Here is a 14,759-nt window from a genome sequence, read left to right as displayed (position 1 = left end):
CCAGACCTGGCCCCAACCCACCCACGCCGGCACCCAAGCCATCCGCATCAAACGACCCCAACCACCCGCCCCAGACCCTTAAAGCAACGGCATTGCTCTTAGGTCATCTCTTAGGTCGTGTAAGCCGTCCGTTTCGGTCTAGCAGGTCACGGCAACGGTGACATCTCGAGAGGCGAGCATCGCAACGATGCGCTCCTGCACGATCCGCCGGAAGTGCTCGCTGTCTCGATGCGCCTGAAGAGCGTTCCGGTCGACATAGCGCTCGACAAGAACAATGTCACCGTTTTCCGGCCACAGGACACCGTAGCCCAGACAGCCTGGTTCGGCGGAAGACTCCCGTACGAGTTCAGGCAGCGAGGATTCGATGCGCTCTCGACTGCCGTCGGCCGGAGTCCAGCGCGCGACCACGACGATCTCGGCGGCCCGGGCGCCGGCCAGCGGCCACATGGGGTGAGTCGGTTCGTTCATGAGGTGTCCTCGGGGTGTCGTGAGGTGACAGAGCGGCACCGGCCGCAGGCAAGCCGACGCGCTGCCGGCCCGCCCAGCGGCGAGGGTGGTCAGCCCAGAGAGTCGAGAACCTGCGCCAGGGCCTGGCCGACGCCAGTGGCCGAGGCAGGGTTCTGGCCGGTGACGAGGCGGCCGTCGGTGACGATGTGGGCCTCGAAGTTGTCAGCACTGGTGTGGCGCGCTCCGCGCTCTTCGAGCTTTGTCTGCAGGTGGAACGGCACGACATCGCTGAGCCCCACGGCCTGCTCTTCGGCGTTGCTGAAGCCGGCCACGTTCTTGCCGCTGATCAGGTAGCTGCCGTCGGAGAGAGTGATGTCGACCAGTCCTGCCGGACCGTGGCAGACAGCGGCGACTGCGCCGCCGGCTTCCCAGATATCGCGCGCGATGCCTGCGAGATCGGTGTTGGCGGGGAAGTCCCACATGGTCCCGTGGCCACCGACGTAGAGGATGGCGTCGTAGTCGGCGGGATCGATGTCGCGAGGGCTACGGGTGTTCGCGAGCTGCTCGGCCATTCGAGGGTCGTCGAGAAAGGCCTGCTGCACCGGATCCGAAAGGTCCTGTCCGTCCACCGGGGGACGGCCGCCCTGGACGGAAACCAGGTCGACCCGGTAGCCGCCCTCGGTCAGTACGCGCCAGGGGTGGGCGGCCTCAGAAAGATAGAACCCGGTACGACGCCCGGTGTCACCGAGCTTGTCGTGGCTGGTCAGGGCAAGAAGTACGGCATGTGTACGAGGCATGGTGCATTCCCGGGTCGTGTGGCGTGTAGGAGTGGCAGCCGTACGGACTTCACGAGCCGAACCGGCATCGATCGACCGTCCGCCTGTGGCTGCTGTCGACTGTAGGAAGACCAGCCATCGGTTTCCAATGGGAAAATGCGCATCTGGGCATCGGATAACCTATGGGTAGACCGTTTACTCAGACCTCAGGAGGGGCGCAGCCTGGGCGCCTGACGCACACCTCCCCGTCGGACGACGAGAGATAAGCGCAATGGACCTGTCCCTGCTCCGCACCTTCCTCGCCGCGTACCGTTCGGGTTCTCTCACCGCTGCCGCACGCCAGCTGGACCTGTCCCAGCCAACAGTCACGGCCCAGATGAAGACCCTGGAGAAACAGTTGGGCCTTCAGCTCTTCCGCCGCCTGCCACGCGGCATCGCGCCGACATCCGTCGCCGATGAGCTAGCCGTCGAAATCGCCCCACATGTCGATGCGTTGAGCGCGATCGCCGAACGCGGCTTGTCCCAGAACACCCCGTTCCCCAGACCGATGCACCTCGGAGGGCCGGCGGAAGTGATCGGCACCCGGGTGCTCCCCGCGCTTGCACCGCTCATTGATGAAGGTCTCAGGCTGCGCGTCACGTTCGGCCTGGCAGACGAACTGCTGACGGGCCTCTCAGAAGGCCGCTTCGACCTGGTGGTCTCCACCGTGCGGCCACGTGGCCGCAATATCTCCGCGACCCCTCTCACAGATGAGGAGTTCGTACTGGTCGCGGCCCCTTCGTGGGCCGAACGTATTGATACGGCTCTTCTCCTCGACGACGGGGCCGGTGCGCTGCGCGGCGTTCCTGTGATCAGTTATGCCGAGGACATGCCGCTGATTCGCCGCTTCTGGCGCACCGTCTTCCAGACTCGTCCGTCAGCCAGTCCTGCAGTGGTCGTCCCGGACCTGCGGGCAGTGCTGAACGCTGTCGTTGCCGGAGCAGGGGTGACCGTCCTGCCGACGTACCTGTGCTCAGGAGAACTGGCCAGTGGCGCTTTGGTGAAGCTACTGGACGTCGAGATTGCACCCCTCAACACGCTCTTCCTCGCCGTACGCCCGGCAGCGAAGGAGAACGCTGCCGTAGCGGCGGTGCGCAGCCTGCTGTTGATGCAAGCTCGCCTGTGGTGAATGAGCATAGGTAGCAGTAGCCACTTGCAGCACCGCAGGACGACTGCGAGGCCGGGCAATGGACGGGAGTGGCGTTCGTAGCGGGGGCCGAGACGGCGGCAGCCGGCCAATCAGGACGCAGTCAGCTCGATGACCCAGATCTGGTGCAGGTCAGGTGTGGTCATGCGGCCTGGAGGGCCGACGTGGTCATGACGGTCTCGAATTCGCTGGGGGTCAGCCGGCCGAGTGCTGCTTATCGGCAGCCTCGGTGGTAGGTCCTCTCGATCCTGGTCACGATCGCGATCCGGAATTCTTCGCGGGTGGCCCAGACACGGCGGAGGCTGAAAGACTCCATGGCCGCGTTGTCGCCAGCAACTCCGACCCTCTCCATGGATCCGGCCATCCGGTGGCGATCGAGCGCCTGGACGAACCTCCGGCTGGGCAGCAACACGGCCAGCCCGCCAGTGGGCTCGTCACCAAACTGCAAACCTCGATCAACCAGCACGCCAGCAGGCGGTTCACCCGTCGATGGTCAGCACCGTCACTATCGGGGCGCCGCCCCAGAGCCCTCTTTCCTGCATCACACATGCAGGGGTGACGGGTGTGGTGGTCGGCATTCGTGACGTCCGCGGCACCATGGAACCAACCTTGCGCTTCGTATAGTGCCCTCACTATTGGAACGCTGTTTGGCCATTACTGGGCTTGAAAGCTGGTGTCGGCAGGGGCTGACGGTTCTCGCCCTGGGCGAGGAGAGTGCGGTCAGCGTCTGATGCGCGTTCCAGCCGGTCGGCAGAGGGCCATAGACGACCTCATCGTGTTGGCCGGGTCATTGATCGCAGGAAATCTCAGCCAACCATTCCGGGATGTAGCACTCAGCGAACGACCCGTGCTGGACGCCTCCCCCGCTATCACGCGCCGGCTTGTAAGCCGAGAAGGTCGACGGCTGATGCGGGCAGGCCTCGGGGGAAGCGTTGTCAGCCGATCGTGCGGTGATCCCGGACGCTCGCCTCAATATTGATCATGCTGTGACCTGGCTGTGCGCACCTCGGAAGCCCTGATCAATACGGTCTCACTGTGTCTAGCAACGAGAATCCACCTCCGAATGACCACAGGCCCGGCGACGACCAGTGGAACGTGGTGCGCAACGATGACTTCGTGCAGTGGGCCAGCATCGAAGAAGGCTCGGTTCCCGTCCGGAGGCGTGTGTGGCCCCGGAACACCGCCTTGTCGGCAGGGTCGGCCGTCCTAGTCACAGTAGCCCTCCTTGCTGTGAATCACAGGACCTCGTCGTCCCCTGACCACAAAGCTGCCGCTTCCACGACTGCAACAACCTCACCCACACCGCGCGTCTCAGCGACGACCGCTCGTGTGGCAGAGCGACCAATCATCCCCCTGTCTGAGGCGTTTCCGGTTCAGGTGGCGGACGGTGACGGTGACACCTTCACCAGACTGGGCTCCACCGTGCTGAAGTCCTGCACCGAGCCCGACTCGGTCGGGTCGGTACTGGCCGCCGAAATCGCCGCCGGCAAAGGATGTCTCGGCGAGGAGATCGCTCTCTACAAGGACACACACGGCAACCAGTTCAACCTGGCCATCTTCACAATGAAGGACCCTCAGGAGACGGTGAAACTGGTGACCCAACTGACCATGAACTTCAACGACTACGAGGTAGCCGCGCAAGCTCCACCGCCCGGATCCGGCCTGCCGATCCTGCCGGCTGACAGCGGAATGGTGCAGGCCTTCACCGGGCAGGGCCGTGCCATGGTGGTGGGACTCGGCCAATGGTCGGACGGTCGGACGAGCGAGTACCAGAAGCTGGTAGATCGCCTGGAACCCTTGCTCAAGGCCGTCTCGAAGAACGTCGCCCGCTATGAGACAGCACACTGAACCTCTTTCAGGCTCGGCCTGCTGCACGGCGGGGCCGGTGTCCTCATCCAACACGACGAGGAGCCACTGCTGGGCCGGGAACGCGGGACGCGGTCGGGGCGTCGATTACATCGATGTCGACGGTGATGGGCCTGACCGTCGAACTGCTGGAGGAGCTGGATCCAACATCCCCGACAGAGTCAAGTTGAGTGTTTGTCTGAGATCCCTAGCCTGAGGATCCGGTGGTCTGCCGGCGCCTCCAGCACGCGCGATTCCACCCCGTACCCAACCTGATCTGCGGCAACGCCCAAAGTCACCGAAAGTCACCGGCATGGCAGCACAAGGGAGACTTCCCGCGTTCCCTTCCGGCCTCATTATGAGCGGGCCGGAGGGCAACGCGGTGGCTTCGGTGGGACGTCAGCTGACGCTGAGGGTCTCGCTGTAGAACTGAATGCGATGGCTGGAGTTGCTGAAGGACGCCGAATCATTGCCGACGCCGTTGGGCTCGGCGCCGAGCAGCTGGTAAGCGCCGTTGTGGTTGGTTTCGCTGCCACGGAGGAAATCTACGGTGCCGCTCTGGTTCCAGCCCTGGTAACGCACGATGTTCGACGTCACCCACTCAAGGCTGTCGTCAGCCTTAGTCCAGGTCTGGTTGCCGACTGAACCGTCGATGCCAATTTGGTGGCGACCCTGCCACGTCCGGGTAGCCGCCTCGGTGCTCGGGCCGAACTGGCCGTCGATCCCCGACTTCGGCAGGAGGCCCTCGGCATACAGGATGGACTGCCACATGATCACCAGATCGGTGTTGTTGGAGTCGGCGCAGCCGTTGCACAGCGAGTTGCCGAGTTCCCCGTAGTGGTCGCCCCAGTCGTCGGTGAGGGCGTCGGCGCCGTCGACGAAGCTAGTGCCGGTTACGCCGCCATTGTTGTGGTCGGCGTGCGCCGCCCCGGCGGCCGCCATGGCCCCGAACACGGTCAACATCAGGACCAAACTGAGGCGCCCGGCCTTGATCAGACCTGGGCGAAGAATGTCGCGTCGCACTGACTTCCCTTCACGAGAGCGATGGACCGGGCCGCCGCTTCACCTCGGAGCAGCGCCTGCCGCCCGCCCCGGGCTCGACGAAGGCCAGGTTCGCCCGGTGCGCGGTCCGCGACCGGAACGGTGATCTGTCCCACCGCCGAAACCGAACAATGCAACGGTTACCGCGGACAAACAACGGCTCGCCTCCGAGTCGATGACATGTCATCAACAAGCGGCGCCCCATAGTGGCACCGGCGCCGGCGGGTGGGAAGACTGAGGAACCCGCGACTGGATAGAATACGAGAAGTGGTAGTAGACGGTCTGCCAGGCGGGGCAATCACCGGTTAGTGCAAGCCACTTGACGCTCGCGACCTGCGAGATCAACTCGCATGACTGCGCGACAGCTCTTCGTAACGCGACCTGGAGACGTTCCCGACCCGATCCGACATGCCTCACCCCCTCCGTGGCGCCCCGGGCCAGGCCAGTCACCAAGCGGTGGCGGAGCTGAGGTGTCCCAGGCCGGGACACCACCAGAATGGGGCGGAAACGCTTGTGCAGGACAGGCGTGCAGCCGGATCGCGGGGAGCCGCGCGACAGCTGAGACCATCACCAAGCGGCGATGCGCTGCGGAGTCCGGGGTCAGTGGAACCAGGCAACAAGTCGCATGTTGTCTGCTCCGTGGAGTTCGCTGAGTGTCCGCATCACGCTCCAGACCGGCCCCCAGTGGGTTTTGTCCCCAGCGACCGATTCTCGGCTTCGCGTGCCGGAGCTGTCTGCCTCCTGCCAGTCCGCGGAGGCAAGCTCGGCCCAGGTGATCCAGGTTGTGCCGTGGACGTCAGGAGGTCCGCCGTGCGCGGCGTATTCGGTCTGCAGAGCCTCGGACGCGTCGCTCGGAAAGTTTCGGCCTTCGGCAAGAGGGCGGCAGCCGAAGTAGTTCCGGATACCGAAGAGACAGGCGAGGGCGTCGTAGGCATTGCCGTTGTTGAGCAAGAAGAGGGCGATGGCAGCGTGCCATACGGAGTCCTCGTCGTCGGGGCCCCAGAGGCAGGCACCTGGTCGACACTCGATCATCCCGCTGACTTCGGTAGACATGCGGGCATGCTGCCCGCACGGTCCATGGGTTGGCACCCGCTTTTTCTTTGACCTGCCTCGCCGCCAGCTCCAGGGGCCTGGAAGAGGCCCGCACGGTGCGCCGGCCGCTGGTGCCGCTGTGGCGGCGCCCGACCCGGACGGCCGGGTGCCGTCCCTCGACGCAAGCCTGGACAAGGCGCCAGCACGTCCACCTGCTCGCGCACACGGTGGGCGGGGTGTACGAGGACGAACGGCTCGGTGCTGTGCTGCGCGGCCTCGGCCCGGCCAAGCACGCGAAACACCCGCTTCTCAGCGCTTCCTCTACCTACGGTAGAGGGGCGCGCTAGAGTGAGGTATGTCAGCAGACGAGACAAGCATTAAAGTAAGCACAGCGGCGCGCGACAGGCTCGCCCAGCTGGCGGCCGAGCACGGCACCACCATCCGCAGCCTGGTCGAGGACCTCGCGCAGAGCACGCCGACGCAGGCCGAATACGCCGAGCGTGCCGAGTTGGCCCGCGCCGAGCTCGCCTCCGCTCTTGGCAGTGCGCCAAGTCCGGAGGCAGAGGCGAAGGCCCAGGCTTTGCTGGAGCGTCTGGACGCCTCTCAGCACGGGCCGCGGGCGGCCGCATAGTGGCGGTGATCGCGGTCGTTTTGGACCACACCGCCGCCAGGGCTCTGTACGACCCGAAGGATCCGTTCAACGAGGCGGTCGCCGCGTTCTACGTCCAGGCCTCCGGCGGGCTCGGTGATCTGTATGCGCCGGTGCTGTCGCTGACCGCCGGCGACGCCGAGCGACCCGGGCTGCTCGGCTACATCAAGGGGCTGCGGTTCATCCGGATCGAGGCATTCGACACCGACGCCGCGGTCACCGCGACCGAACTGCTTCGCTTCGGGCACTCCTGGGCCGCCGTCCACGCCATCCACGCCGCCCGACCCTCAGCCACCCACCCCGCCGGACGGTTCCTGCTCACACTGACGCCCAAGGCGTACGCGGGAACCGGCGTCCAAGCCGTCCACCCCGACCAGTAACCGCAGGCGCCTGGACGCTCTCCAGCCCGCCTGCGCCGCCGCGGACCGGGCCCCCCTGAACGCGCAGGGCCCGGCGCTGTCCAGCGGGAGGAGTGCCGCTCGATCAGGGCGGTTGCGATGTCTGTCTGGTATGCCCGGCCCTCCTCTTCCCGTGCCGGAGCAGGCCTTCCTGGTCCGCGACAACTGGGATGACTGCAGCTTCAAGACGACCCTCCAACTGCTCTGTCTCGATCCAGGCGACGAGATCAGGAGGACCGGACGGGGGCGGGCCGGGGCGCTGGGTACGGGGAACGCTGAAATTCGGTGGTGGGTCTGGACCGGGTGCCTGATGCTGTCGGGATGATCAGCCGCGAGTCCGCCATCTCCTGCGCCGAGGCCGAGCTGGAGCGCGCCTACCTCGCCGAGGTCGCGGCATACGGCCAGTCCGTCCCTGCGCAGGTGACCCAGGTCCTGGAACACAAGCTCGGCTGGATCGTCTCCTGGAACGCACAGGAGTACGTTCGCACGCGCGCCCCACGCCACTCGCTGCTGGCCAACGGCCCCTACCTCGTGGACAAGCAGGACGGCAGTCTCCACCAGATTCCGGTCGTGGACGCGGTCACCGGAGCCTGGGAAAACGACTACCTGACCCGGGTGAAGGGGCAAGTGCTGCCCGGTCCGGTCGACGCCCTGCACGAGGAGGTGCGCTCGACCGCCGGCACCCAGGGCAGGGCACACGCCCTACGGCTACTCCGACGACGCATACCCGCTCTCAGCATCCGCGCGGCAACAACCTATGCGGACGCTCTGGCGGCTGGTCAGAGCCCGCCGGCCGACCTCCTCGCGCTGGCCGTCGAAGCCCTGCCACGTCGCAGGGAACCTGTAGCGCTCGGCGTGCGAACCATCACCAAGGCTGGCAGGTCCGCATCAGCGCCTGCTCCACTGTCCAAGCAGTCGAACAGCACGACACCGCGGCGCAAACAAACCCCGCCACCGTGCCCCACCAGGCACCTCGGCGCATACCGTGAACTCGAGTCCGGCCGCCCCGGCGCGCCGAGCATCCATGACTCGATCGCCACCGAACCCCGCCCTGACGAAGGAAAGTTGATCGCCTACCTGCGTGCAGGAACCTGGCTGGCCGTGTGCGGCACAGCCTCCTACGACGAGCTGCGCGGCGACGGCACGACGATCGGGAAGAACTTGCTTCAAACCGACGGAACGTGGTTCTGGAACTCGGCCCTGGCCTACTACGTCAAGACCTACCACCTGGCCCTCGACGACCGCTTCATCACCCACGCCGCCGAATCCGGCTGGAAACCACGCCCCCTCGACGACGCCGAAACACTCGCCCTCGGCGATCAACTCTACGACGCCGACCCACGGCCATGGTGATACCGGAGCCGACCCGCCAGAGCCGGCCATCCCGGCGCAAGAGGGTCCTGCAGCGAACCAAGTAGCCACTGAGCCTTTTCCAACCTCATCCCTGTACTGCTCATCGGCCTGCTGACGACTGAACCGATCTGTAGCGGCGTCATGACCAGCAGATCCGCAGTCTGTCCCGGTGGCCCAGACGCTTCGCCAAGCATGGTCAGCGGCGCTGACAGCCGGGTTAGCAGGGGCTTAGCCCTCCGGCAGCTCCCATGAGGCGAACCAGTGGGGGAACGGTCCGGCGGAGGGCGGGAAGGCGAACGGCGGGGTGCGGTCGGTGAGCAGGCGCAGCACGAACTCGCCGGTGCCGCAGTCGAAGCGCTGCCACTCACCGTCCAGGTACTGCACCAGAACCGGCCAGTCGTTGGGATCGGCCGGTCCGGTCAGCCAGTGGAAGGTCAGCTCCTGCTCGGAGGTCCCCCATATGAGCACGCCGCCGGGCGCGGGGTGGACCGGGTATGGCCGGTACAGGTCGGCGTACCGCGCCATGTCCTGGCCCCAGGAGACTAGATCCGTGCCCAGCGCACCCGGCACCAGCAGGTCCAGGTACTCGTCGAAGCTGCCCGCGCCGAAGGCGTCGACTATGTCCTTGTAGTCACCGGGCAGCGCGGTGCCCAGCGCTGACTCCGTCGCGGCCCAGTCGACGCCGCACCGATCGGGCTCCGCCCACCCGGTGGCCTCCCGCAGCAGCGCCACCCATCCGACCCCGGGCGGGCGGGTGAACGCGCGCCGGGCGAGGATCACGACGCGGCGCGGGCCATCGGTGGTGGCCGTCACGCCGTATCCGAACCAGTGCTCGGCCAGCACCCACCCACGCAGCTCCAGCAGCCCGCCCTCCCCGCCGATGGGGAGCCCACCCTCCCCGCCCACCGGCGGACCGTCGGGCACCCCTGCCGCCCTACCCCCGACGACCCAGGCACGTACCGGCAGACCCGCCCCGTCAACCACGTCCGCAGCGACGCGCTCCAGCTCGGCCAGATCCTCCGCGTCACTGGGCACACAGACATGCCCTGCCCCATGAATGGGCAGCGGGCAGTGCAATTCGGGCGCGCGCCAGGCGTCGTTCAGACGGGCGCGCAGAGCTGATGCGTCCACGCGGCCAAGTGAACAGCACGGCACTGACATTGAGCCTTTTCAACCTGCATCAGCAGTACGCCGTTGGGCTGACAACAGGATGAAGCCCCTGGTAGGTGGGTTTTCAACCAAGATCACTAGTCTGTAAGGAGCTTCCGCGTGCTTGTCTACCCGTCCGGTATCGACCTGTCCAGCCGCTCTCTGCAGCACCTATCCGGTCTCCTCGCAGGCCACCGTCGACGGATCGCCTCCCGCTGGCGTCGCCTGACCTGTGGCCGGCAGGCCGTGCTCGTCCTGGCCCACCTGCGCTGCGGCGACACCTACGCCCGCCTCGCAGCAGGTTTCCGCGTCGGAATCGCGACGGTCCACCGGTACATACGCGAGGCCGTGGACCTCCTGGCCGCTCTCGCGCCCACGCTGGAACAGGCCATAACGATGGTGCGGAAGAAGGCGTACGTGATCCTCGACGGCACCGTACTGCCAATCGACCGCATCGCCGCCGACAGCCCGTACTACTCGGGGAAGAAGAAGCACCACGGGATGAACGTGCAGGTCCTCGCGGATCCAGCCGGCCGCCTGATCTGGGCCTCGGACGCGCTACCCGGAGCCGTGCACGATCTGACCGCGGCTCGGACCCACGGCATACCCGCCGCTCTCGCCACTGACGACGTCAAGTGCTGGGCTGACAGGGCGTATCAGGGCGCAGGCCCTGCTGTCCGCGTCGCGTTCCGGGGCAAGAACCTGCGCGGCTGGCGTCGTCGTTACAACCGCGATCACGCCAAGATTCGCAGCCTCGGCGAACGCGCTATGGCCACCCTCAAATGCTGGCGCCTCCTGAGGAAGCTCCGCTGCAGCACCACCCGGATCACCGCCGTCGTCCGTGCCGTCGTCGCACTCGAACTCGCCGCCTGATCACGATGGAAAAGGCTTACTGTCCACCCGCCCAGTCCACGAGCCAGCCAGGCAAGCGGCTCCGTCGCTGCTTGGCTATTGGGGAACTCTCTGCGCCGCTGAGGTCGCATGCACGGGTAGGTGGAGGTCCTAACCATCCCGTCCTCGCAACCGGCCCCACGCTCCGGCGTGTGGGTGGCATGGTCACACGAGCGGGGCGCTGTGAGTAACGCGGCACGTCTCGGCATACCAGTCCGCCTCGGTGGTGGGCCGATGCGGCACCCCCGGCCAGGCACCGGCACACGTGGCAAGGAGGGGCACCAGTGGCACAACCACGGTCGCCTTGCCAGGGTTACGAAGCGGCGGCTGGCTTGCCTGGTCCCGGGCTGGGTGTGCCGTGCGATGCAGGTAGGCGCATCGTCTGTGCCAGGTGGCGGTGTATGCGGTCGGCTTCACCGCGTACCCCGGCGGGGACGTCGCCGCGCTCGGCAACGAGGCGGCTGTAGATCGGGGTCTCCTGGAACATGGGAAGTCTGCTCTTTTCGTCTGGGTGGGGCGGTTGTTGGGAAGCTCAGGAGCTGCGGTTCGAGGCCGAACTGGCCCATCACGTCCGGGAACAGCTCCTGCAGGGCTTCGGCCTCGTCGACCGGGTCAATGTGGCGGTGACGGGCCGGATCCAGCAGGGGTGGCAGGCGTGGTCGGGAACGTCGGTGAAGCCGCCGAAACCGATAGGGACCGGGACCAGGACCAGCGTCTGCGTCGCGGGAGAGAAGGGCGAGAGCAGCGAGCGTCGCGCCATGCCGAAGTCGGAGGGCCGGGCAGGGTCAAGGTATTCATGCAGTCGTGTCCAGGAACGGGCCATGCCTGGCGCCCTAGAGTGTGACACTGACAACCCGAGCAGACCGAGACACCCCTGCTGCGCACTGTCCGGAGGCTCCACAACCGGGCGCAGCTTTCCGCGGGACCGCTCATGGGTCTTCACCCACTCCCGGTTGTGGCAGGGTGCTCGGATGTCCAACCCGATCTCATATCCCGTCTTCCGTACCACCGACCCGGCAGTGGCTTTGCGCGTGGCGCGAGAGCTTGTGGAGGTCGGTGACCAGCAGGATGTGCGGGTGTCGGTGGACGTCGAGCTTAGGACGGTCCGGGAAGTGCTGCGGATACGCGAAGCGCTGCCCGACTCCTGGTTCAGAAAGGAGGACGCCGAGGACTGGGCACGGGATCCTTCCGACCCGACAGGCCTGCACGTCGGTGTCCATGCGTCCGAACTCTCCGATGACCCGGACTTCCTGTCCGGGCACCTGCCGCTGTGGGCATCGATGCAATATCGGCCCGTGGGCAGCATCGAGGAAGAGTTCACCGCCTCGGTGGGATCGAACATCGGGGAGATCTGGTGGTCCGGTCTGATCTGGCCCGACGCACCCGACAGCAACATCCATGGCGAAGCAAACAACGCCCGGGTTTCACTGCTTTTCCACTGCCGTACCACCGGTCTCGACGAGCGCGCCGATGACCATACTGTGCTCGTCCACGTGCTCCGCAACAGCCACGACAGGGAGTCTGAGAAACGGCATGCCTCCTGGCTGGCGCAGCAGGTCGGCCAGTCCGTCATCGGGCCTCGACAGGAGTAACCGATCAGGACGACCCCATGGGGTCGATCACGCGCCTACCTCGCCTCAAGGGCGTTGGGATTGATACCGGGCGGGGCCAATGAGTGGGAAGGGGCTACGGTAGTTCCTGCCGGTCAGCAACAGGCGCCGTGGCAGGAGGTGGGCGGCCCGCCTGCCCTACCGCCGCAAGGCGGGCCGCCCGCGCCGTCAGGATGTTCAGTCAACAGCCACGACCGGGACGGTAACTCGGGTACGGGGACCGGACGGACGAACCGATGAGCAGGGCGGCGCTGCCTAGGACCACGGCCGAAAATCCAACAAGCCCTGAGCTCTTTGAGAGTGACTACCGATCAGGTGACAGCTTTGGCCCCATGGCCTCAAGCACTCGCCGAGGAGGCAGTCAGTTGAAGGCGTCGGTCATACAGTCCACCCGGCAGTCGGCGGCCCCATAGCGCTGTCGGAGTGCGGCAGCTGCTTCTTCGCGCTCCACGAAGAGGTGTCCGTAGTACTGGCAAGCCACCGTGGTCTCGTCCCCGACCGTGACGATGGCCGGTTCGCCCCGCTCAGCCCGGCGACGCGCTTCGGCGAGCATGCCCGCGCCAGCGTGACCCAATGATATGGCCGTCTCGGACGAAGACATGGTTCCAGGAGCCACTCCTATCGGTCGCGGGGCGGGGGCCCGCTTGCGGAGCAGTGCGAAGCCAGCGCGACCGAACATCTGAGGCTTGAGCATCTTGTTCCGGTTGACGTGTCCTTCGACGACTCTGGTGTGGGGCTGGGAAAGTCGTCCGCTGTGCCCCTTGCCGACGAGTTCGGGGGCCAGGGAACAGCGGACACGGCAGCCGGTCAGGGCCGCGGCTGCTGCCTGGAGGCCGATCAGCGGATAGGTGCTGCGGGACGGTGGGGATCGGTGATCTCCCGTAGCGTTTCGAGCGCCTGCCTCAGCTGCCGGGTGCGCTCGGGGCCCAGGTGGGCCGTCCACTTCTCCTGAATGTCACGGACGACGGGCAGACTCAGTTCGACGAGTTCGCGGCCTTGGGCGGTGAGTGTGACCAGTCTTGCCCGCGCGTCACGCGGGTCGGGCGTGCGCCGGACGTAGCCGGCCCGTTCGAGCTGGTCGACGATCGATCCGATGGTCTGCTTGCTGACTTGTGACGCTTCGGCCAGTTCGGCGAGACGGGAGCCCTCCGGGCCGATCCGCTGGAAGACCCGGGCCTGGGTGAGCGAGATGTCGTGCCCGGCGGACTTGAGGGCGGCCATCACGGCCGACTCCATGAAGCGGTACGGGATGAACATCAAAAGGCCCAGGTTGAGCTCGTCGACGTCGTCGGTCATGTCCCCATCCTTGCAGAAAGTCCGAACCACGGACTAATATGGTCCGAGGTTCGGACCATTGGAGGTTGTCATGGATGACCCGGCCCTTTACTGGTCCGCGGTCCGCGCGACCCGTCTGCGGATCGCCGACCTGCTGGAGCAACTTACCCCGGCCGAATGGGAGCAGGAGTCGCTGTGCCAGGGCTGGCGCGTACGGGACGTCGCGGGACACCTCGCCCTGGTACCCACCGTCACCACCTGGAACATGATCGCCGCCGCGCCGCGCGCACGGTTCAGCCCCGACCGGATCAACACCGCGCTGGCCCGCCGTCACGGCTCCCGCGATCCCGCAGACCTCATTGCCACGATCCGCGCCCACGCCGACACCCGGCGGACGGCGAAAGCATTGGACACCCGCAACGCGCTGTTCGACGCCGTCGTTCACGGTCAGGACATCGCCCTTCCGCTCGCCCGGCAGCTTCCCGTACCGGCCGAACACAGCCGTGACGCACTGCTGCGAGTCTGGTCGATGGGCTGGCCGTTCCACGCCGAGCGCCGTCTGGCAAGTTTCACTCTCCGCGCCACCGACACCGACTGGACAGTGGGCGACGGACCAGAGATCACCGGGCCCGCCCTGGCCCTGCTACTGCTCTCGACCGGACGCACCGCCCGTCTGGACGCCCTGCAGGGCGACGGCATCGACCAGCTCAGGACCTCACCCGCGAACCACTGAGACATCCGCCCGCGAGGAACACCCGAGCCACTGCAAGCAGATGCGCCTGCCATGGTGGAGCTGCCCGCCAAAGACGTCCCAGGGCCCTTCCGCTGGCGTTTGACGAAGCTAGCGGGCCAATCTCGCTGCCGATATCGTCGCTGTGCGGGTCCGTGGAGTCGATCCGCTGCCGAGTGAAACCGTCGTGTCGACGCACCGCATGATGTGCGTGCCCGACCGGAGCGAGGCCCGGCATCGTCGGGCACGCTCGATACGTCCTGCATCGTATGTCATGAGCAACGAGACACAGCGGCCCGTGCCGACAGAGTCCTTCTTGGCCCAGCCTGCCCATGGCCCCCGGCGGACTCCGTACGGCGCAAGACGGAAGGCCGCCA

15 protein-coding genes and 1 pseudogene are annotated in these 14,759 nt (G+C 66.5%); 8 read left to right on the top strand and 8 right to left on the bottom strand.

Annotation, left to right across the window (positions count from 1 at the left end; translation table 11 throughout):
* Positions 1-138: 138 nt before the first annotated feature.
* Both ACFYYF_RS35540 and ACFYYF_RS35535 read right to left on the bottom strand, forming a co-directional pair.
* On the bottom strand, positions 139-468 hold the full coding sequence (locus ACFYYF_RS35540; RefSeq protein ID WP_388782202.1) for a putative quinol monooxygenase: 330 nt from the start codon (positions 466-468) through the stop codon (positions 139-141).
* A gap of 89 nt (positions 469-557) precedes the next feature.
* The gene (locus ACFYYF_RS35535) at positions 558-1,244 is read right to left on the bottom strand and encodes a type 1 glutamine amidotransferase domain-containing protein (protein WP_388782199.1); all 687 of its coding nucleotides are present in this window, start codon (positions 1,242-1,244) and stop codon (positions 558-560) included.
* A 250-nt stretch (positions 1,245-1,494) separates the two neighbouring features.
* Here ACFYYF_RS35535 and ACFYYF_RS35530 point away from each other — a divergent pair, with 250 nt between their 5' ends.
* Positions 1,495-2,391, top strand: coding sequence for a LysR family transcriptional regulator (locus tag ACFYYF_RS35530; protein WP_388782196.1), 897 nt, complete (start codon positions 1,495-1,497; stop codon positions 2,389-2,391).
* 160 nt (positions 2,392-2,551) lie between these two features.
* Here ACFYYF_RS35530 and ACFYYF_RS35525 read toward each other — a convergent pair.
* Positions 2,552-2,866 (bottom strand): annotated as a pseudogene (locus ACFYYF_RS35525) (hypothetical protein); the annotation flags it as partial.
* A gap of 872 nt (positions 2,867-3,738) precedes the next feature.
* On the opposite strand from ACFYYF_RS35525, the gene ACFYYF_RS35520 reads away from it, so the two are divergent.
* Positions 3,739-4,257, top strand: a complete 519-nt coding sequence (locus ACFYYF_RS35520; RefSeq protein ID WP_388782193.1) for a hypothetical protein — start codon at positions 3,739-3,741, stop codon at positions 4,255-4,257.
* Between the two features lie 396 nt (positions 4,258-4,653).
* On the opposite strand, the gene ACFYYF_RS35515 is transcribed toward ACFYYF_RS35520, so the two are convergent.
* The gene (locus tag ACFYYF_RS35515) at positions 4,654-5,277 is read right to left on the bottom strand and encodes a peptidoglycan-binding protein (RefSeq protein WP_388782190.1); all 624 of its coding nucleotides are present in this window, start codon (positions 5,275-5,277) and stop codon (positions 4,654-4,656) included.
* A gap of 618 nt (positions 5,278-5,895) precedes the next feature.
* Positions 5,896-6,348, bottom strand: coding sequence for a hypothetical protein (locus tag ACFYYF_RS35510; protein WP_388782187.1), 453 nt, complete (start codon positions 6,346-6,348; stop codon positions 5,896-5,898).
* A 334-nt stretch (positions 6,349-6,682) separates the two neighbouring features.
* Here ACFYYF_RS35510 and ACFYYF_RS35505 point away from each other — a divergent pair, with 334 nt between their 5' ends.
* The 3 genes from ACFYYF_RS35505 (at position 6,683) to ACFYYF_RS35495 (ending at position 8,727) form a co-directional block, all read left to right on the top strand.
* Positions 6,683-6,958 carry a hypothetical protein gene (locus tag ACFYYF_RS35505; RefSeq protein WP_388782184.1) on the top strand — a complete coding sequence of 92 codons (276 nt, stop codon included), beginning with the start codon at positions 6,683-6,685 and terminating at the stop codon, positions 6,956-6,958.
* Positions 6,958-7,356, top strand: a complete 399-nt coding sequence (locus ACFYYF_RS35500; RefSeq protein WP_388782181.1) for a hypothetical protein — start codon at positions 6,958-6,960, stop codon at positions 7,354-7,356. Before ACFYYF_RS35505 ends, ACFYYF_RS35500 begins: the two co-directional genes overlap by 1 nt.
* Before the next feature lie 339 nt (positions 7,357-7,695).
* Positions 7,696-8,727, top strand: a complete 1,032-nt coding sequence (locus ACFYYF_RS35495) for a YrhB domain-containing protein (RefSeq protein ID WP_388782178.1) — start codon at positions 7,696-7,698, stop codon at positions 8,725-8,727.
* 228 nt (positions 8,728-8,955) lie between these two features.
* Here the strand turns inward: ACFYYF_RS35495 and ACFYYF_RS35490 are convergent, their stop codons facing one another.
* Positions 8,956-9,858, bottom strand: a complete 903-nt coding sequence (locus ACFYYF_RS35490; RefSeq protein ID WP_388782175.1) for a hypothetical protein — start codon at positions 9,856-9,858, stop codon at positions 8,956-8,958.
* Positions 9,859-9,996: 138 nt separating this feature from the next.
* Between ACFYYF_RS35490 and ACFYYF_RS35485 the strand changes: the two genes are divergently transcribed.
* Both ACFYYF_RS35485 and ACFYYF_RS35480 read left to right on the top strand, forming a co-directional pair.
* Positions 9,997-10,749, top strand: coding sequence for a transposase family protein (locus tag ACFYYF_RS35485; RefSeq protein ID WP_388782173.1), 753 nt, complete (start codon positions 9,997-9,999; stop codon positions 10,747-10,749).
* Between the two features lie 989 nt (positions 10,750-11,738).
* Positions 11,739-12,359 (top strand): hypothetical protein, encoded by a 621-nt coding sequence (locus ACFYYF_RS35480; RefSeq protein WP_388782170.1) that lies wholly within the window; start codon positions 11,739-11,741, stop codon positions 12,357-12,359.
* Between the two features lie 379 nt (positions 12,360-12,738).
* Here the strand turns inward: ACFYYF_RS35480 and ACFYYF_RS35475 are convergent, their stop codons facing one another.
* Positions 12,739-12,930: a hypothetical protein gene (locus ACFYYF_RS35475; RefSeq protein ID WP_388782236.1), complete on the bottom strand. Its 192-nt coding sequence runs from the start codon at positions 12,928-12,930 to the stop codon at positions 12,739-12,741.
* A 284-nt stretch (positions 12,931-13,214) separates the two neighbouring features.
* On the bottom strand, positions 13,215-13,673 hold the full coding sequence (locus tag ACFYYF_RS35470) for a MarR family winged helix-turn-helix transcriptional regulator (RefSeq protein WP_388782167.1): 459 nt from the start codon (positions 13,671-13,673) through the stop codon (positions 13,215-13,217).
* A gap of 70 nt (positions 13,674-13,743) precedes the next feature.
* On the opposite strand from ACFYYF_RS35470, the gene ACFYYF_RS35465 reads away from it, so the two are divergent.
* On the top strand, positions 13,744-14,385 hold the full coding sequence (locus tag ACFYYF_RS35465) for a maleylpyruvate isomerase family mycothiol-dependent enzyme (RefSeq protein WP_388782164.1): 642 nt from the start codon (positions 13,744-13,746) through the stop codon (positions 14,383-14,385).
* Positions 14,386-14,759 lie beyond the last annotated feature (374 nt).

Source organism: Streptomyces sp. NPDC001914, from assembly GCF_042891215.1.
Taxonomy (GTDB): Bacteria; Actinomycetota; Actinomycetes; order Streptomycetales; family Streptomycetaceae; genus Streptomyces.
The sequence above is the reverse complement of the archived record's forward strand: the minus strand, read 5'-3'. Positions and strand labels throughout refer to the sequence as shown.